The organism is Ensifer sp. LC384 (assembly GCF_001695865.1).
Lineage (GTDB): Bacteria > Pseudomonadota > Alphaproteobacteria > Rhizobiales > Rhizobiaceae > Ensifer.
The window spans coordinates 277,500-296,130 of record NZ_MBST01000001.1 but is presented as its reverse complement, the minus strand read 5'-3'; the positions used below and the strand labels follow the sequence as shown (position 1 = coordinate 296,130).

Genomic DNA, 18,631 nt, shown 5'->3' with positions numbered 1-18,631 from the left:
GGCGTTTCCAATTTTCCCGTCGGGCGAACATGCATGCGCGCGAAACCCCGGCGCGGGGTCCACGTTGCTGCTTGCTCTCTTCCATCCGGACTGTGACCGTCGGCTCCGGAATCTGACCGGATCTGCTGACCCCCGGAGCTTGAGCTCCAAGGCGCTCGCGGGCTTCGATCTTTCGATCGCTACCGCCGGTGGGGAGTTTCACCCCGCCCTGAGAACAGGAGCGACTATATAGATCGGCCACGCGCGGTCAAACGCGTGTCGCGACGAAAATCCTAGAAATCACGACAGATTTTTCCAAGGTCTGCCGTCGCCGGGGTGAAATAATTCCGGCAGCGCGGTAGCTTTCGACCCAAACCTATTCGCGGATGACCAGCAGGTCCTTGGCGGCGAAACGCAGCGTCACGTTGTCGCCAGAGACCGGCGGCGTCACGCCCGGATCGTTGAACATGTCGAAGGAGATGACGTCGCCGCCGACGCGCAACCTGGTGCGGATGACTGAGCCGAGGAAGCTGGTCGATACCACCTGGCCGGCAAGCGCGGTGTCGCCCTTGGCGCTGTCGGCAATCGAGCCTGCCTCCGGGCGCAGCGCCAGCGAAATGTTGTCGCCGCCCTTCATGCCGGCGATCGCATCCCTCAGGGAAACCTGCTGGTTGCCGATAGTGACGGCGCCTGCGGCCGGGTCGGCGACCTTGGCTTCGATGATGTTGAGCGTGCCGACGAAGGAGGCGACGAAGCGGGTGGAAGGCGTGTTGTAGATCTCGAACGGCGTGCCGATCTGGTCGGCGCGGCCGGCATTCATGACGACGATGCGATCGGAGATCGACAGGGCCTCTTCCTGGTCATGGGTAACGAACACGGTGGTGATGCCGAGCTGCTGCTGGATCTGGCGGATTTCTTCGCGCAGCGACACGCGGATCTTGGCGTCGAGTGCCGACAGCGGCTCGTCGAGCAGCAGCACCTGCGGCTTGACGGCGAGCGCGCGGGCGAGCGCGACGCGCTGTTGCTGGCCGCCGGAAAGCTGGTAGGGGAAGCGATCGGCCAGGTGCTCGAGCTTGATCAGGCTCAGCATCTGCTTGACGCGTGTGTCGATCTCCGCCTTCTGCGCGCCGGCGACCTTGAGGCCGAAGGCGACGTTGTCCTGCACGTTCATGTTGGGAAACAGCGCATAGGCCTGGAACACCATGCCGATATTGCGCTGGTTTGGCTTCAGCGTTCCCTGGTCCTTGCCATTAATGACGATGGATCCGCTGGAGGGTGTCTCGAAGCCGGCGATCATGCGCAGGACGGTCGTCTTGCCGCAGCCCGACGGGCCGAGGAAGGACACGAACTCGCCCTTTTCGATCGACATGTCGAAGCCATGCACGACCTGCACGGGGCCGAAGGATTTCTGGATGTTGGTCAGTGTCAGGAAACTCATGCGGAACGATCCTCAGGCCTTGGGAGGCGCGCTTTTTTGGAAGCGCGAGACGAGCTGGATGAGGCCGAGGCAGCCCCAGGTGATGCCGAACGCGATCACGGCGAGCGCGGCGGGCTCATAGGCGCGGTTGGCGCCGAGAAGCTGCATATACGGACCGAATGCCGGCCGGTTCAAAAGCGCCGCCATGGTGAACTCGCCAATAACGATGGCGAAGGTCAGGAAGGCGCCCGAGAGCACCGCGACAAGAACATTCGGCAGGATGATCCGTCCGAGAATGGTGGCCCATCCCGCCCCGAGGCTTTGTGCGGCTTCGGTCAGTGTGGCGATGTCGATTGTCCTCAGCCCCGTGTCCACCGCCCGGTACATATAGGGGAGTGCAAGCGTGGCATAGCCGAACATCAGCAGCATGTTGGTGCCGGTGAGTGAGCCGGTCAGCGGCAGCCAGCTCGAGGTGTTGTAGAGCCGGATATAGCCGAAGACTATGACGATCGCCGGGATGACGAGCGGCAGCAGCGTGATGAACTCGATATAGGGGCGCAGCCGCGGCAGCTTGAGCCGAACCCAGTAGGCCGTCGGCACGACGAGCAGCACGCCGAAGACGATGGTGAACAGCGCCTGCATCACCGAATAGGTGAAGGTCTCCTGGAACCGCGGATCGCTGAAAACCTTCCCGTAAGCATCGAAGGAATATTCGCCGCGACGCATCTTGAGCGAGAAATTGGTCATGCCGATGAGCGGCAGAGTGAAATAGAGGAGGCCGAAAAGGAGGGCGCCCCAGGCCCAGATCTTCTTCATTTCAGCCACCTCTCGCTGCGGGCGCGAAGCCAGATGTAGATCGCGTTGGCGATGCCGGTGACGACGATCATGCCGAAGGCGAGCGCGTAGCCGAGGTGCGGATTGCCGAGCACGTCGCCACGGATCTGGGCAAAGAGCAGGATGGGCACGATCGACAGTGACGAACCGGTGAGTGCAATCGCTGTCGCAACGGCGCCGAAGGCGTTGGCGAAGAGCAGCGCCAAGGTGCCGAGAAGCGAAGGTAGCAGGATCGGGAAGGCGACCATGCGCCAGTATTGCAGGCCGGTGGCGCCGAGGATCTCGGCCGCCTCGCGCCACTCGCGCTTCAGCCCGTCGAGCGCCGGCGTGATGATGAGGATCATCAGCGGGATCTGGAAGAAGAGATAGGTAATCGTCAGTCCCCAGAAGGACAGGAGGTTGAAGCCGAGCATTCTGAGGTCGAAACCGAAATTCGAGCGCAGGAAGGCGGTGAGAATGCCGACCGGCCCCAGCGTCGCGAGAAAGGCGAAGGCGAGCGGCACGCCGGCAAAGTTGGAGGCAACGCCGGAAAAGGTCAGAAGCGGCCCGCGGATCCCCTTCGGCAATCCGCCGAAGACGATTGCCGCGGACATGGCAAAGCCGATCAGGCAGCCGAGGAGCGCCGAGGCGATGCTGATCTTGATGGAGATCCAATAGGCCGCAAGGATCGAGGGCGTGAACAGGCCCCGGATATTGTCGAAGGTGAAGCTGCCGTCCGGTGTCTGAAACGCGCCGACCACGATCTTCATCGTCGGCAGAATGAGAAACAGCGTCACGAACGCGGCAAAGGGCAGGATGCCCAGCCAGTGAAGCGGTAGGCGACGCGCAGGCGGACTGGCGTCGGGTTTAGCAGGTGACATTCCGTTCGCCCCGAAAAGCCGCGTTGCGGACGCGGTCGTTCATTGAATTTTCTACAGCGCCGCGCGTCTTATCAGACGTGCGAAGGTCGCTGTAGCACTTTGAATTGCTGCATGTTTCCTTAAATCGGCTGGGATTTAAGGAAACATGCAGGAATAACGTAGCCGTCCCGGCCGGAAGACCGGCCGGGACGGCATGGTTGTGGAAAGGCTTACTGGACGTTCGCGCCGACGACGGAATCCCAACCGCCGGTGACGGCAGCCTTGTTGGCGTCGACTTCTTCGAGCGTCGGGAAGTAGGCCTTTTCGTAAGCCGCTGCCGGCGGCAGGGCGTCGATCAGTTCCTGCGGAACCTTGCCGGCCTTGACCATGGCGTTGAAGCGGGCCGGGTGGCAGAAGCCCTTGAGCCAGCCGAGCTGACCTTCGTCCGAGTAGAGGTGCTCCATCCACAGCTTCGCTGCGTTCGGGTGCGGCGCATAGGCCGAGATACCCTGAACGTAGACGCCGGCGAGAACGCCGCTGGCCGGAACGACGACTTCGGTCGGCGGATTGCCGGCCAGTGTCTTGCCCCAGCCAAGCGCGTTGTAGTCCCAGGCGACGATGATCGGGGTCGAGCCCTGGGCCAGCGTGCCCGATTTGCCGATGACCGGAACGAAGTTGCCGGCCTTGTTCAACTCGGCGAAATAGCCGAGACCGGCTTCGCCGGCTTCCTTGCCCGACTTAGCGCCCTTGGCGAGGCCGGCGGCGAGAACGCCGAGGATCGCCTGGTTCGAGGCGCGCGGGTCGCCGGCGAGTGCTACCTGACCGGCATATTCCGGCTTCAGCAGATCGGTCCAGTCCTTCGGCGAATTGGCGACGAGGTCCTTGTTCACGAGGAACGACATCACGCCGTAATAGTCGCCGTACCAGTAGCCTTCGGCATCCTTGACGCTATCGGGAATTTCGTCCCAGGTGGACACTTTGTAAGGCTGCAGCAGGCCTTCGGCCTTCATCTGCGGACCGAAGGCGAGGCCGACGTCGACAACGTCAGGCGCCTGCGGGCCCTTGTTGTCCTTGTTGGCCTTGACCGCCTCGACTTCGTCGGCAGAGCCGGCGTCGGGGTTCAGTTCGTTGACCTGAATTTCCGGGTACTTGGCCTTGAAGGAGGCGATGACGTCGCCGTAGCCGCACCAGTCATGGGGCAGAGCGACGGTGGTCAGCATGCCTTCCTTCTTGGCGGCTTCGATGAGCTCTGCGCTCGGCTCGGCAGCGGCAATCGCCGTCGTTGCCAGAAGAATGGCGGTGGAAAGCGAGAGCAGGCGTTGAGTCTTTGAAATCACTGGCGTTCTCCTTATGGGTTTTCAGTCAATTTCGGCGATGCTGTTAATGAGATGCGATGAAACTTGTGTGACAGCGATGTGTGTGTTCGCGCCGCGCATGTCGTTGGAAGAGCAATTCTTTTTCCGACACGACGCCTTCACTGAAACACACGTGCATAAAATTCCGTGAACGTGCCGGCTGCCCCTCCTAAACCGGCTTGCGAAAGATGCGGGTCGAATCGAACAGCCCCTCAAGCGTCTTCATCCGGTCGCGGGTGGCGTCCCAGTTGGTGCTCTGAACGGCTTCGATCAGGGCCTCGACCAGAAACAGGATCACCACCGAACTGTCCCAGGCCGAGGGCACCTCGATCTGCGAGCGGAAGACCTTGGCGGCGGATTTTGCCACCGGCGAACTCCAGCGATCGGTGAAGAGCACGATCTCGACGCCGCGTTCGCGCGCCGATTTCGCCAGCGTCTCCATTTCCTGCTCGTAGCGGCGGATGTCGAAGAGAATCAGCACGTCGCCGTGGCGCATGTCGAGCACGTAATGCGGCCAGGCGCTGGCATTCGACGCGATCTCGGTCACGCCCGGGCGGATCACCTGCAGATGCGTGAAGAGATAATCGGCAACGGCGCGGGTGATGCGGCCGCCGAGCAGATAGACGTTGCGCCTGCGGTCGGCGACAAGCGCGACCGCCTCGTCGAATTCCTGTGGCTCGATCTGCGCCAGCGTCTCGCGCATGTTGTTCATGGCGGCATCGGCAAAGCGATTGAGCGTGTGGGTGCCGGGCGCGCTCGCGGCCCAGCGGTCATGCTTGCTGATCGGGTTGGAAATGGTGGCTTCCAGCTCCTGATGCAGCCGTGACTGGAAATCAGGAAAGCCTTTGAAACCAAGCTTTTGCACCATGCGGGCGACGGTCGGCGTCGATACGCCGGCATTCTCGGCGACCGTGGTGATCGAACCGAGCCCCGATACCGGATAATTGTCGAGAAGTGTCTCGGCCAACTGTCTTTCCGCGCGGGTCAGCGCGGCGAAGTGGGCATTGATCACATCCGACACCGTCGTGGATGTCGCCTTGCTGGTCAAATTCGTTCCCCTGAACTGGTCTAACGCCAGTTTGTGACAGATTAAACATCGCTGTCACAATTGAAGTCAATCGCAATTTTGAAGAGATCGTTTCAGATTTCGATTGACACTCGCTTATCTCTGAACAAATCTTTTCATTAACGAACGTCTAACGGGGCAAGAGGGGATGCCGGTGTTGACGCGACTTTTGACCGAAACAGACGGTGATCCGGTTGCGATCGAGAACGCGGCCGGGAGAGGCGATCTCGTCCTCGTTTGCGAACATGCGTCACGCCGGGTGCCGGAGCGTCTCGGTTCGCTCGGCCTTTCCCAGCAGGCACTCGAAAGTCACATTGCGTGGGACCCGGGTGCGCTCGCTGTCGCCGAGCTTCTGTCGCGCAAGCTCGACGCAGCCCTGATCTATCAGCGCTTCTCGCGCCTCGCCTATGATTGCAACCGTCCACCGGAAGCCGCGGGCGCAATGCCGGCCGTCAGCGAAGTCTACGAGGTTCCGGGCAATCGCAACATGCCGGGCGAGGAACGGCAGGCACGGGTAGACGAGATCTACCTGCCGTTTCGCGACGCCGTCACCCGGTTCGTCTCCGAGCGCAAGGCCAGAGGCCGGCCGCCGGTGGTTGTTACCATGCACTCGTTCACGCCGGTCTATTTCGGCAAGCCGCGCGCAGTCGAAGTCGGCATCCTGCACGATAGCGACAGCCGGCTCGCCGACCAGATGCTGATCTTCGCAACCAGGGGCAAGGTTGCCTACGACATCCGCCGCAACGAGCCCTATGGGCCGGCCGATGGCGTTACGCACAGCCTGATCGAATACGGCGTCCAAAATGGACTGCCGAATGTGATGATCGAGATCCGCAATGATCTCATTCGAAACGAGATCGGCCAGAGGGTCATGGCCGATTATCTGGAAGGGCTGCTCGCCCAAGGCGTGGCAGCACTTTCAAAACAATAAAAGACCCTGGGGAGCGGCCTGGCCGCGGTCCTGTTCCGGCTTGCCGGGGCAGGTGGTGATGGGACCCTGCCGCAATGGGGCGGTCGGATCTGAAGTAATCAGGGGAAGAAAAATGTCAGACTACACTGATCTCGACAAAAAGCAGGACATGCAGGTCCTGCACTCGATGGGCTATGCCCAGGAGCTCGAGCGGCGGATGAGCCAGTTCTCGAACTTCGCGGTCTCATTCTCCATCATCTGCATTCTGTCAGGCGGCATCAACTCGCTGGCGCAGGCGACGGCCGGTGCGGGCGGGGCGGCGATCGGCATCGGCTGGCCGCTCGGATGCTTTATCTCGCTCGTCTTCGCCGTTGCGATGGCGCAGATCAGCTCCGCCTATCCGACCGCCGGCGGCCTCTACCACTGGGGTTCGATCCTCGGCAACCGCTTCACCGGCTGGGTGACGGCCTGGTTCAACCTGCTCGGCCTCGTCACGGTTCTCGGCGCGATCAACGTCGGCACCTACTATTTCTTCATGGGCTCGTTCGGGACGCCGTATCTCGGTCTCGAAGACTCGACGACCACCCGCATCGTCTTCCTGGCGATCATCACGGGCGCGCAGGCGCTGGTGAACCATATGGGTATCGGGCTGACGGCGAAACTCACCGATTTCTCCGGCTACCTGATCTTCGCGACCGCGATCCTGCTTGCCCTCGTTTGCCTTGCGGCCGCCGACAGCTACGACATTGCCCGGCTCTTCACCTTCTCGAACTACTCGGGCGAAGCTGGCGGAAACGTCTGGCCGCAAACATCCGGCACCTGGGTCTTCCTGCTCGGCCTGCTGCTGCCGATCTACACGATCACCGGCTATGACGCCTCGGCGCACACGTCGGAGGAAACGGTCAAGGCCGCCCATTCCGTGCCGCGCGGCATGATCTCCTCGGTGCTCTGGTCGGCGCTGTTCGGCTACATCATGCTGTGCGCCTTCGTGCTGATGATCCCGAACATGGACGAAGCCGCCAAGCAGGGCTGGAACGTGTTCTTCTGGGCGATGGACAGCCAAGTCAACCCGGTCATCAAGGACATCCTCTATCTCGCCATCCTCGTCAGCCAGTGGCTGTGCGGGCTGGCGACCGTGACGTCGGCTTCCCGCATGATCTTCGCCTTCTCGCGCGACGGCGGCCTGCCCGCGTCGAAAGCGCTGTCGAAGGTCAGCCCGACTTACCGTACGCCGGTTTCCGCGATCTGGACCGGCTCGATCCTCTCCGTGCTTTTCGTCTGGGGTTCGTCGCTCGTCTCGATCGGTGCAACGCCGGTCTACACGATCGTCGTGTCGTGCACTGTCATCTTCCTGTTCTTCTCCTTCGCGATCCCGATCACACTCGGTCTGTTCGCCTGGGGTACGTCGAAATGGGACAAGATGGGTCCATGGAGCCTGGGCGAAGGCATGTTCAAGCTTTTCGCCGTGCTGTCGATCATCGCCATGGTGCTGATCTTCGTTCTCGGCATCCAGCCGCCGAACGACTGGGCGCTCTACATCACCGTCGGCTTCCTGGTGTTGACCGCGATCATCTGGTTCGGTCTGGAAAACCGCCGCTTCCGCGGCCCGCCGATCGGTGATGAAGTGGCACGCCGCCAGGCGGAAATCGCCGCTGCCGAAAAGGCGGTCGGCCAAGTCTAACCAATAATAAAATGGGCGGGAGCGCATGGGCTGCTCCCGCTTTCTTTTTGCGGCCACGGGAACGGCCGCTTGCCGAAACATGGGATGAAATTTGATGAGCTATTCGTTCGAGCAATTGAAAGAGGATGTCGCCGCCGGCCGCATCGATACGGTTCTCGCCTGCCAGGTCGACATGCAGGGCCGGCTGATGGGCAAGCGCTTCCACGCACAATATTTCGTCGACGGCGCCTGGCAGGAATCGCATAGCTGCAACTACCTGCTGGCAACCGACCTGGAGATGGAGACCGTCTCCGGCTACAAGGCGACGAGCTGGGAGAAGGGCTACGGCGACTATACGATGAAGCCGGACCTCTCGACGCTGCGGCGCATCCCGTGGCTCGAAGGCACCGCGCTGGTGCTGTGCGACATGCTCGACCATCACACCCACGCCGAAGTGCCGCATTCGCCGCGCGCCATATTGAAGAAGCAGATCGCGCGGCTGGAGGCGATGGGCCTCAAGGCCTTCATGGCAAGCGAGCTCGAGTTCTTCCTCTTCGATCAGACCTATGACGATGCGCGCCGGTCCGGCTATCGCAATCTGCAGCTCGTCAGCGGCTACAACGAGGACTACCACATCTTCCAGACCACCAAGGAAGAGGATGTGATGCGGGCGATCCGCAACGGCCTGCAGGGCGCCGACATCCCGGTCGAGAACTCCAAGGGTGAAGCCTCCGCCGGCCAGGAAGAGATCAATGTGCGCTATGCCGACGCGCTGACGATGGCCGACCGGCACGCGATCATCAAGAATGGCTGCAAGGAAATCGCCTGGTCGCGCGGCAAGGCGATCACCTTCCTTGCCAAGTGGAACTATTCGGCGGCCGGCTCGTCCTCGCATATCCACCAGTCGCTGTGGAGCGCCGACGGCAAGACGCCCAAATTCTTCGACATGGACGGTAAATACGGCATGTCGGAGCAGATGCGCCAGTATGTCGCCGGCCTGCTCAGCCACGCCAGCGAGATCACCTATTTCCTCGCGCCCTACATCAATTCCTACAAGCGTTTCATGGCCGGCACCTTCGCGCCGACCAAGGCGGTGTGGAGCAAGGACAACCGCACGGCCGGCTATCGCCTGTGCGGCGAAGACACCAAGGCGATCCGCATCGAGTGCCGCGTCGGCGGCTCCGACCTAAACCCCTATCTCGCTTTCGCAGCTTTGCTCGCAGCCGGCATTTCCGGTATCGAAGGCAAGATGGAACTCGAGGCGCCCTTCGTCGGCGACGCCTATGGCGGCAAGAACGTGCGCGAAATCCCGCGCACCCTGCGTGCGGCCACCGAGGCGCTGACCGGCTCCGAGATGTTGCGCGCCGCCTTTGGCGACGAGGTTATCGACCACTATGTCCGCGCGGCCGAGTGGGAACAGGAAGAATACGACCGGCGCGTCACCGACTGGGAAGTGGCGCGCGGTTTCGAGCGGGCCTGACGAGGCCGGATAGTCAAAGTTTCAGTGGCCGGTCCATAGCCAAGGCCGGCCACGCCGTCATTCGAAATGGAAGCAGGAAGACGATCATGAGCATGATCAAGTGCATTTCTCCGGTGAACGGAGAGGTTTATGCCGAGCGCCCGGCCTTGCCGCTGGAGCTGGCGAAAGGGGCGGTCGCCCACGCCCGTCAGGCGCAGAAAAGCTGGGCGCGCCGCCCGCTGGACGAGCGCGTCAATCTGGTGCTGGCCGGTGTCGCCCGTCTCAATGAGATGGTCGACGAGGTCGTGCCGGAACTGGCCTGGCAGATGGGCCGGCCGGTGCGCTACGGCGGCGAGTTCAGGGGATTCAACGAGCGCTCGAACTATGTCGCTTCGATTGCCGCCGATGCGCTGAAACCGATCCTTGTCGAGGAAAGCGACCGCTTCGGTCGTCGTATCGAGCGCGAGCCGCATGGCGTGGTCTTCGTCATCGCGCCGTGGAATTACCCCTATATGACCGCGATCAACACGGTCGCGCCGGCGCTGATGGCCGGCAACACCGTCATCATCAAGCACGCCAGCCAGACCATCCTGGTGGGTGAACGCATGGTGCGCGCCTTCGTCGAAGCCGGCGTTCCGGCCGACGTGTTCCAGAACGTCTTCCTCGACCATGAGACGACGGCAGCCTTGATCGCGGCCAAGAGCTTCGACTTCATCAACTTCACCGGTTCGGTCGAGGGCGGCCGGTCGATCGAACGCGCGGCTGCCGGAACCTTTACCGGTCTCGGCCTCGAACTCGGCGGCAAGGATCCTGGCTACGTCATGGAAGACGCCGATCTCGATGCGGCCGTTGACACGCTGATGGATGGCGCTACCTTCAATTCGGGCCAGTGCTGCTGCGGCATCGAGCGCATCTATGTGCATGAATCGCTCTATGACGCCTTCGTCGAGAAGTCGGTCGCCTGGGTGTCGAACTACAAGCTCGGCGATCCGCTCGATCCAGAAACGACGCTTGGACCGATGGCGCACAAGCGCTTCGCCGCAACCGTTCGCGAGCAGATCAGCGATGCGATCTCGAAGGGCGCCAAGGCGCTGGTCGACCCAAAACTGTTTCCGCAGGACGACGGCGGCGCCTATCTCGCGCCGCAGGTGCTGGTCGATGTCGATCACTCCATGGCCTTCATGCGCGAGGAAACCTTCGGCCCGGCCGTCGGCATCATGAAGGTGAAGAGCGACAGCCAGGCGATCGAGCTGATGAACGATTGCCAATACGGGCTCACCGTGTCGCTGTGGACCCAGGATGCGGACCGCGCCTCGCGCATCGGCCGCGATCTCGAAACCGGCACCGTGTTCATGAACCGCGCCGACTATCTCGATCCGGCATTGTGCTGGACCGGCGTCAAGGAAACCGGCCGCGGCGGCTCGCTTTCGGTCATCGGCTTCCAGAACCTTACCCGTCCGAAATCCTACCATCTGAAGAAAGTCACCGCATGACGATCACCGCGAACTGGAGCTATCCGACCGCCATCAAGTTCGGCGCCGGCCGGATCAAGGAGCTCGCCGACCATTGCAAGGCCGCCGGCATGAAGAAGCCGCTCTTGATCACCGACCGTGGCCTGGCGCCGATGGCGATCACGCAGAACGCGCTCGATATCCTCGAGGCCAACGGCCTTGGCCGGGCGATCTTCGCCGACGTCGACCCGAACCCGAACGATGTCAATCTGGCCGCGGGCGTGAAGGCGTTCAAGGACGGCGACCATGACGGCGTCGTCGCCTTCGGCGGCGGCTCGGGCCTCGACCTCGGCAAGTGCGTGGCCTTCATGGCCGGCCAGAGCCGCCCGGTCTGGGACTTCGAGGATGTCGGCGACTGGTGGACCCGTGCGAGCGTCGAGGGCATCGCGCCGATCGTCGCCGTGCCAACGACCGCCGGCACCGGCTCCGAAGTCGGCCGCGCCAGCGTCATCACCAACTCGGCGAGCCACGTCAAGAAGGTGATCTTTCATCCGAGGTTCCTGCCTGCCGTTACCATCTGTGACCCGGAACTGACGGTCGGCATGCCGAAGGTCATCACCGCCGGCACCGGCATGGATGCGTTTGCCCATTGCCTGGAAGCCTATTCCTCGCCGTTCTATCATCCAATGTCGGCCGGCATCGCGCTTGAAGGCATGCGCCTGGTCAAGGAATACCTGCCGCGCGCCTACAAGGACGGGACCGATATCGAGGCTCGCGCCAACATGATGAGTGCTGCCGCCATGGGCGCTGTCGCCTTCCAGAAGGGGCTCGGCGCCATCCACTCGCTCTCCCATCCGGTCGGCGCGATCTACAACACCCATCATGGCATGACCAATGCCGTGGTCATGCCGCCGGTGCTGCGCTTCAACCGGTCCGCGATCGAGGACAAGATCGTACGGGCTGCCGCCTATCTCGGGATCTCCGGCGGGTTCGACGGTTTTTACGACTACGTGCTGAAGCTGCGCGAAGAACTCGGCGTTCCCGACAAACTCTCCGCACTCGGCGTCGGCACCGACCGCATCGACGAGATGTCGGAAATGGCGATCGTCGACCCGACGGCCGGCGGCAACCCGGTCGAGCTGACGCTCGATGCGGCCAAGAAGTTGTTCAAGGAGTGCATCTAAGCATCGGTGCATCGCCCGAAAGCCTCTGAGCGTTAATTTTCTTTGAGCCCGGAAACCTCTGGTTTTCCGGGCGTTTTCGTGTTGCCGCCTAGAGATTGGGCAGGGCGGTGTTAATCTTCGCCAGCGAAAATTTCCGATTCGTTAACCATGTTCTGAAAGGTTCTATTAAGCGGCACTGCTCGCTCGACGCGTCGGTCGGGCAGGGCGCGGGAACAGAGCAGAAAATGAGGAATAAGATGGCGGTCATCACATTCGCCAATGCAAAGGGCGGCGCGGGCAAGACGACGGCGGCGCTGATCCTGTCGACGGAACTGGCGAGACAGGGACACCGCGTCGTGGTCCTCGATGCCGATCCGCAGCGTTGGATCACCAGTTGGGCGGAAAACTCCGGCCAGATCGCCAATCTCTCCGTCATTTCGCATATCACGCCGGCATCGCTGGAATGTCATATCCGGGAAATGAAGGACGAGGCCGATTACATCATCATCGATCTCGCCGGCGCCAAGGATCAGATCGTCGCCTTGGCGCTCGCCCTTTCCGACCAGGTGCTGATCCCGGTGCAGGGCTGCGCCATGGATGCGCGCGGTGCCGTGCAGATCCTCGAGCTCATCCGCCAGATCGAGGACAGGGCGCGTGTGCGCATCAACCATTCCGTCGTCCTCACCCGCGTCAATTCGCTGGTGACGACGCGGGCGCTGCAGACCATCAAGACCCTGCTTGCCTCGCGTGGCGTCTCCGTGCTCAACACGCCGATCGTCGAACGCGTTGCCTATCGCGAGATCTTCGACTGCGGCGGAACGCTGCAGTCGATGGATGCGACCCGCGTCAGCAACCTCGACAAGGCCCGCGAAAATGCAGCTGCGCTTGCCAAGGAAGTGCAGGCCCTGACGCCGGTAAGGGCACGCCGCTCCTGGGCCTCGCGTGCGCCGTCCTGGGCGACGCGGCGCGCGGCCTGATCAAAGGTCTGTGCCCGACGTCACTGTTTGAAAACCTCTCGCAACCGGAATTGACGTTCGTCAGTTCCGGTTGAATCGCGTTGCGCGCTTCCCGAAAAGGCTGTCGCCCGTAAGGCTTCCTTTACCATGGGCTTATACCAGTGCTGGTGGAAAGTGATTGCACCTCATGGCGGTTTGCCGAGGTGTGGGTAGCCGCCATGATTGCGGCAATGATTGTGGATTCGACCTTTTTCGCTTGGTCTCCCGTCCAGTTTCCATGATCCAGCAAGAGCATGCAGGGAAGTCGCGCATGAAAACGGAACACGTCGCAGCCGGCAAGGAAGACATTGCCGGTCGTCTCAATTTCATGGCGCTTGATGATGCAGCCAAGACGAGCCTGAAGGCCCTGAAGCCGATCCTGGAGAAGGAACTGGCGCCGGCGCTCGACACGTTCTACGCCAGGGTCAAGAAGACGCCGGAGACGAACCGCTTCTTCTCGTCGGATGCGCACATCAACCGCGCCAAGGGTGCGCAGGTCGGTCATTGGGCGAATATCGCCGACGCCAATTTCAACGACGAATATGGCGCGAAGGTGCGCACCATCGGCCAGGTGCACGCCCGCATCGGCCTCGAGCCGCGCTGGTATATCGGCGGCTACGCGCTGATCGCCGAGCACCTCATCACCGAAATCGTCAGGGCGCATTGGCCGAAGGGCGGCCTGTTCTCGCGCCAGACGACCTCGGCGGAAGAGATGAGCGCGATGCTTTCGAGCCTCGTCAAAGGCATGTTCCTCGACATGGACCTGTCGATCTCGGTCTATATGGACGCCTCCGACGTGACGAAGCAGCGCGCCGTTCAGGAAGAGGTGTTGGCAACCGAGCGCAAGCTCGTCAGCCAGACCTTCGGCGTCGCGCTCAAGAAGATCTCCGATGGCGACCTGACGGCGCGTATCGCCGCCGATCTGCCTGTGGCTTACGAGGAACTCGGCGAAAACTTCAACCATGCGATCAGCGAGCTTGCCCGCGCGATCGGTGGCATCGAGGCCGGTGCCAGCCAGATCCACATGAGCGCCAAGGAGATTGCGGCAGCAGCCGACGATCTCGCCAAGCGCACCGAGCGCCAGGCGGCAAACCTCGAAGAGACGGCGGCAGCCGTCGAACAGGTGACGCGCACGGTCAAGCAGACCGCTGAAGGCGCCGACCAGGCGAATTCGACGGTGATTGCCGCCCGTGCCAATGCCGAGCAGAGCGGCGAGATCGTCACCCACGCAATCGAGGTGATGCAGGAAATCCAGACGTCGTCGGCCAGCATCGCCCGCATCGTCGACGTTATCGACGAGATCGCCTTCCAGACCAATCTGCTGGCGCTCAACGCCGGCATCGAGGCGGCGCGTGCCGGCGAGGCGGGCAGGGGCTTTGCCGTCGTCGCCTCGGAAGTGCGGGCGCTCGCCCAGCGCTGCGCCGATGCGGCCAAGGACATCCAGGGGCTGATCGCCAAGTCGCGCGGCCAGGTGGATGACGGTGTCAACTCGGTCAACCAGGTTGCCCAGTCGCTGCAGCAGATCGTCTCGCAGGTGGTCGAAGTCAGCTCGGTCTTCGGTTCCATCCGCGCCAGCACAGCCGAGCAGGCAACCGGCCTCCAGGCGGTCAACACGGCGATCGGCCAGATGGACCAGATCACCCAGCAGAACGCCGCCATGGTCGAAGAGGCCAATGCCGCCAGCCAGGCGCTGACGGTTGAATCGGAGCAGATCGCGCTGAAGCTGAAGGCGTTCCAGACGTCCACCCAGGTTCACGTTGGTACGGCGTCGGGCTACCGCCGCGCGGCCTGAGCCCACGTATCGCAGCATGACCGACAGCGCCCCGGATCATCACGGTCCGGGGCGTTGCTTTTTTGTTGCCAGGTCTCACGAGCGCATCTGGATCGGCGGTGAAATTCGTGGTGCGCCTCGACGTCCGCGGTCGCCACCATCAGGCTTGACCTCTCTGCCCGCCGTAGGGGGGCACCGCTCGGCTCGTCCCCTCGAGCATGACCACTCCACTCGTCATCCTCGGGCTTGACCCGAGGATCCAGCGCTTCACCTGTACGATGACAGATGATCATTTCGCGTTGCGGACCCTGGATCCTCGGGTCAAGCCCGAGGATGACGGTGAGAGTGGGGCGCAATCTGCGGCTCAACGCGCGTCTGCATTGAGCGATGGCGTTCAAGACCGTCAACGTTCCGGCCGCGCCGCACGGCGACGAAACCGCTCAGAAGCGGCGGTCGACCAGGTGCTTGGCCTGCGCTCCGACATGGTAGAAGGCCGATTTGACGTTGCGCCAGGTGTCGGGGGTAACGGGCGTTTCGGTGAGCGGGATCGCCGAGGCCTGGCCGGTGACGTGGTTGGCGAGCGCCTTGCCGAAGACGGTGCCGGGGGCGATGCCGCGGCCGTTGTAGCCGCTGACCGAGACGACGTTCGGCGCCAGCGTATGCATGGCCGGCAGGTTGTTGGTGGTCATGCCGATGCGGCCGTCCCACCAGTATTCGAAGCGGAAATCGCCGATATAGGGGAAGAGCTTGCGCACGGAGCGGGCGGCAAAGGCACGGTGGGTGCCCTCGGCCACCGCGTCCAGCCGGCCGATCGAGCCGAAGATCAGGCGGTTCTGCTGGTCCATGCGGAAGGAGGTCATGACGAGGCCGGTATCCCACGTGCCCTGGCGCTCCGGCAGGATGCGGCTCGCGACCGTCTCCGGCAGCGGATTGGTGGCGAACTGGAAGTAGGGAAGGATCGTCAGTTCCCGCGTATGCTCCTGCCATGGCGTCTGCGCGAACATGCCGCCATAGGCATTGGTGGCGAGGATCACCTGCTTGGCTCTGACGGTATTCTCACCAGCCCTGAGCACCCAGGTCTCGCCCTTGCGTTCGGCGCCGACGAGCGCAGTGTCCGTATAGATCTCGGCACCGGCGGCAAGGGCCGCACGAGCAAGGCCGCGCGCATAGGCAAGCGGCTGGATCGTGCCGGCACGGCGATCGAGAAGCGCGCCGGAGAAACCTTCGGCGCCCGAGAGCGCGGCCGCCCGCTCGGCCGAGAGAACCTCGACCGGCGCGCCGCGTTTCTTCCACTGGGCTTCGCGGTCGCGGATATCCTTCACCCCCTCGGCGCCGACGGCCATGTGCAGGGTGCCATTGCGAACCGCTTCGCAGGAAATGCCGTGTTTCTCCACAAGCGCGTAAACCATTGCCGGGCCGTCGCCGAGTTCGCCGAGCAGGCGGTTGCCGGCCTCGGCACCGAGCGTTGCGATCAGGTCGTCCGGCTTCACCCACATGCCGGCATTGACGAGGCCGACATTGCGGCCGGAGCCGCCGAAGCCGATCATCTTCGCCTCGATCACCGTCGCCTTGACGCCCTTTTCGGCGAGATGAAGCGCTGCCGAAAGACCGGTGAAGCCGCCGCCGATGATGGCGACATCCGTCGCCAGGTCACGGGTGAGCGGACGCGTATCCGGCGCTGCCGGTGCCGTCGCATGCCAGAGGTTGGGCAGGGTGCGCTCGGTCGCCATCGCGGACATTCCTTCGGTAAGGGCCTGAAATTTGGAGGTGTCCAAGTGATAGGACCATCGCCTCGAAATTTCTCATGACAATGTTTCATGAGGTCATGAAGGCCGCGCGCCTCACGACGTGGTGCTGGGGGCCGCAAAAAATGACCGCAGCCGGTTCGTGGGCGGCCGCGGTCTGGGTCGTGTCGGTGGAGTAGTCGGGTTTAAATGTCTTTGCCGGGACGGTGGTCCGCCGTACCGGCCCTATGGGTTCCGATGAAAATTGCCTGACCGATGACGTGCTTGATCAGACAGGATCATTTTCAGTTGGGGGCGTGCCGGTGTCACTCCCCCAATTGGGTGATCGGAACCATAAAATGCTACGATTTCAATGAATTCGACCGGGATTCCGGCGGGCGCGTGTCGATGGCTTCCGCCCCGCTCATACGCTCAGGCGCCGATCGGCTTCGACATCGGTCAGATACGACGCGTCAGTCGACGAACTCGACCGTGACGCCGACGCTCACCATCTTGGCGAGTTCCGTGGCGTCCCAGTTGGTCAGGCGAACGCAGCCATGGCTCTGGGTCTTGCCGATCTTGGACGGCTCCGGTGTGCCGTGAATGCCATAGGTCGGCCTCGAAAGCGCGATCCAGACCGTGCCGACGGGCCCGTTCGGGCCTGGCTGCAGCGTCAGGATCTTGTCGTTGTTGCCCTGCTTGAAGTTGATCTTCGGGTTGTAGGTGTAGCCGGGATTGAGCGCGATGCGCTCGACATTGACGGTGCCCGACGGTGAAGGCGTGTCGGACGAGCCGATCGTAGCCGGGTAGGCGGCGACGAGCTTGCCGGCGGCATCATAGGCCAGAACCTGCTTGCGGGCCTTGTCGGCAATGATGCGCGCGACCTTTTCCTTCCGGTTTTCGCCGGGATTGATGACCTTGATGATCGTGCCTGGAATGGTGAAGTCGACGCCCGGATTGAGTTCGCGCAGATAGGTCTCGTCCATGTGAAACTTCTCGCCGAGCATTTCCGTCGTTGAGGTGAAGGACATGTGCGGCAGCATCGCCTTGTGGGCGTAGTCGTCGGGGATCGAGGCGACATAGGGGCCGGCGGCGTCGGCTGCCGTGATCGTGTAGCTGGTGATCGGCAGGCCGCCGTTCATGCGCAGCCGCTCGAGAATGTCGTCGGTGTTGTTCGGATCGAGCGTTTCGCCGGTTGCCTGTTGCCAGGCCTCGATCGCCTTGGTGACGTTCGAGCCCATCTTGCCGTCGATGACGCCGGGCGAGAAGCCCTCGCGATCGAGGAACACCTGCAACGCGGTGATTTCGGCACGCGACTTGGACTTGACCGACATGGCCGGCGGCATGGACTGCCTCAGCGGCTGCTCATACTGCGGGTCGATCGCCGCCTGTTCGCTGCCGTCGATCAGGCCGGGCAGGCTGTTGGGCAGTTCGTTGCGCTCCACGGAAGGCGGCACCACGTCGCCATAGGCCGGGTCGCGATAGTCGGGAATGGAGCCGGTCACGTCGCCCGGCTCCGAATAGCCATAGCCGCGATCACGGCTGCGGCGGTTGGAGTAAACGTCAACGTCGCCCTGGCGGCGATAGCCGCCATAGCCATCGGACGGCACGACGGTTGCGACCACATTGCCCCAGTTGTCGACCAGCACCGTGCGGCCGCGGCGGTCACGCATGGTACGCACTTCGTCCGAGCCCGGCATATAATCGAGAATTTCGCCTTCCGGCGTCACCAGCATCACGTCGCCATTGCCGCGGCGATTGCGACCGTAGCCTTCCTGAGCAAAGGCGGATGCAAGATCCACGGCGAAGAAGCCGGCTGCGGCGAGAAGCGAGAGGCCGGTGCGGGTCGCTGACGTCACGATAAAACCTGTTCTCATGGTGGTTGATGTGGCGCGGTACATTCGGATTTCGACGTTAATGTGAAAAAAATGAATTCATCATGAATAAGCGGTTAAATTCTATCTAGGCGCGGTCTTAGCAGCTTTCAACCGATGAAAAACAGCCCATG

Annotated in this window: 14 protein-coding genes and 1 riboswitch; of the genes, 7 read left to right on the top strand and 7 right to left on the bottom strand. The window is 62.6% G+C overall.

The window, feature by feature from the left end; all coding sequences use genetic code 11:
- Positions 1-69: 69 nt before the first annotated feature.
- A riboswitch (FMN riboswitch) is annotated at positions 70-220 on the bottom strand.
- A gap of 135 nt (positions 221-355) precedes the next feature.
- The 5 genes from BC363_RS01415 to BC363_RS01395 form a co-directional block, all read right to left on the bottom strand.
- Complete coding sequence (locus tag BC363_RS01415; RefSeq protein ID WP_065786731.1) at positions 356-1,417, bottom strand: ABC transporter ATP-binding protein; 1,062 nt, start codon at positions 1,415-1,417, stop codon at positions 356-358.
- A gap of 12 nt (positions 1,418-1,429) precedes the next feature.
- Positions 1,430-2,212 carry an ABC transporter permease gene (locus BC363_RS01410; RefSeq protein WP_065786733.1) on the bottom strand — a complete coding sequence of 261 codons (783 nt, stop codon included), beginning with the start codon at positions 2,210-2,212 and terminating at the stop codon, positions 1,430-1,432.
- Positions 2,209-3,090 carry an ABC transporter permease subunit gene (locus BC363_RS01405; RefSeq protein WP_065786735.1) on the bottom strand — a complete coding sequence of 294 codons (882 nt, stop codon included), beginning with the start codon at positions 3,088-3,090 and terminating at the stop codon, positions 2,209-2,211. Before BC363_RS01405 ends, BC363_RS01410 begins: the two co-directional genes overlap by 4 nt.
- A gap of 209 nt (positions 3,091-3,299) precedes the next feature.
- Positions 3,300-4,406, bottom strand: coding sequence for an ABC transporter substrate-binding protein (locus BC363_RS01400; protein WP_065786737.1), 1,107 nt, complete (start codon positions 4,404-4,406; stop codon positions 3,300-3,302).
- Between the two features lie 187 nt (positions 4,407-4,593).
- On the bottom strand, positions 4,594-5,472 hold the full coding sequence (locus tag BC363_RS01395; RefSeq protein WP_065786739.1) for a MurR/RpiR family transcriptional regulator: 879 nt from the start codon (positions 5,470-5,472) through the stop codon (positions 4,594-4,596).
- A gap of 175 nt (positions 5,473-5,647) precedes the next feature.
- Here BC363_RS01395 and BC363_RS01390 point away from each other — a divergent pair, with 175 nt between their 5' ends.
- From BC363_RS01390 to BC363_RS01360, 7 genes are all read left to right on the top strand, one after another.
- Positions 5,648-6,421 carry an N-formylglutamate amidohydrolase gene (locus tag BC363_RS01390; protein WP_083223753.1) on the top strand — a complete coding sequence of 258 codons (774 nt, stop codon included), beginning with the start codon at positions 5,648-5,650 and terminating at the stop codon, positions 6,419-6,421.
- 112 nt (positions 6,422-6,533) lie between these two features.
- Positions 6,534-8,081, top strand: coding sequence for an amino acid permease (locus BC363_RS01385; protein WP_065786743.1), 1,548 nt, complete (start codon positions 6,534-6,536; stop codon positions 8,079-8,081).
- A gap of 94 nt (positions 8,082-8,175) precedes the next feature.
- Complete coding sequence (locus tag BC363_RS01380) at positions 8,176-9,540, top strand: glutamine synthetase family protein (RefSeq protein WP_065786745.1); 1,365 nt, start codon at positions 8,176-8,178, stop codon at positions 9,538-9,540.
- A gap of 86 nt (positions 9,541-9,626) precedes the next feature.
- Positions 9,627-11,012: an aldehyde dehydrogenase family protein gene (locus BC363_RS01375; RefSeq protein ID WP_065786747.1), complete on the top strand. Its 1,386-nt coding sequence runs from the start codon at positions 9,627-9,629 to the stop codon at positions 11,010-11,012.
- Positions 11,009-12,154: an iron-containing alcohol dehydrogenase gene (locus BC363_RS01370; RefSeq protein WP_065786749.1), complete on the top strand. Its 1,146-nt coding sequence runs from the start codon at positions 11,009-11,011 to the stop codon at positions 12,152-12,154. Before BC363_RS01375 ends, BC363_RS01370 begins: the two co-directional genes overlap by 4 nt.
- Before the next feature lie 236 nt (positions 12,155-12,390).
- A complete protein-coding gene (locus BC363_RS01365; protein WP_065786750.1) occupies positions 12,391-13,110 on the top strand; it encodes a ParA family protein in 720 nt (239 codons plus the stop codon).
- Between the two features lie 289 nt (positions 13,111-13,399).
- Entirely contained in the window at positions 13,400-14,920 is a 1,521-nt protein-coding gene (locus tag BC363_RS01360) for a globin-coupled sensor protein (protein ID WP_065786751.1), read from the top strand.
- 419 nt (positions 14,921-15,339) lie between these two features.
- Here BC363_RS01360 and BC363_RS01355 read toward each other — a convergent pair whose 3' ends face one another.
- Positions 15,340-16,629: an FAD-binding oxidoreductase gene (locus BC363_RS01355; protein ID WP_065787019.1), complete on the bottom strand. Its 1,290-nt coding sequence runs from the start codon at positions 16,627-16,629 to the stop codon at positions 15,340-15,342.
- A 467-nt stretch (positions 16,630-17,096) separates the two neighbouring features.
- Positions 17,097-18,524 (bottom strand): L,D-transpeptidase, encoded by a 1,428-nt coding sequence (locus BC363_RS01350; RefSeq protein WP_065786753.1) that lies wholly within the window; start codon positions 18,522-18,524, stop codon positions 17,097-17,099.
- Positions 18,525-18,631 lie beyond the last annotated feature (107 nt).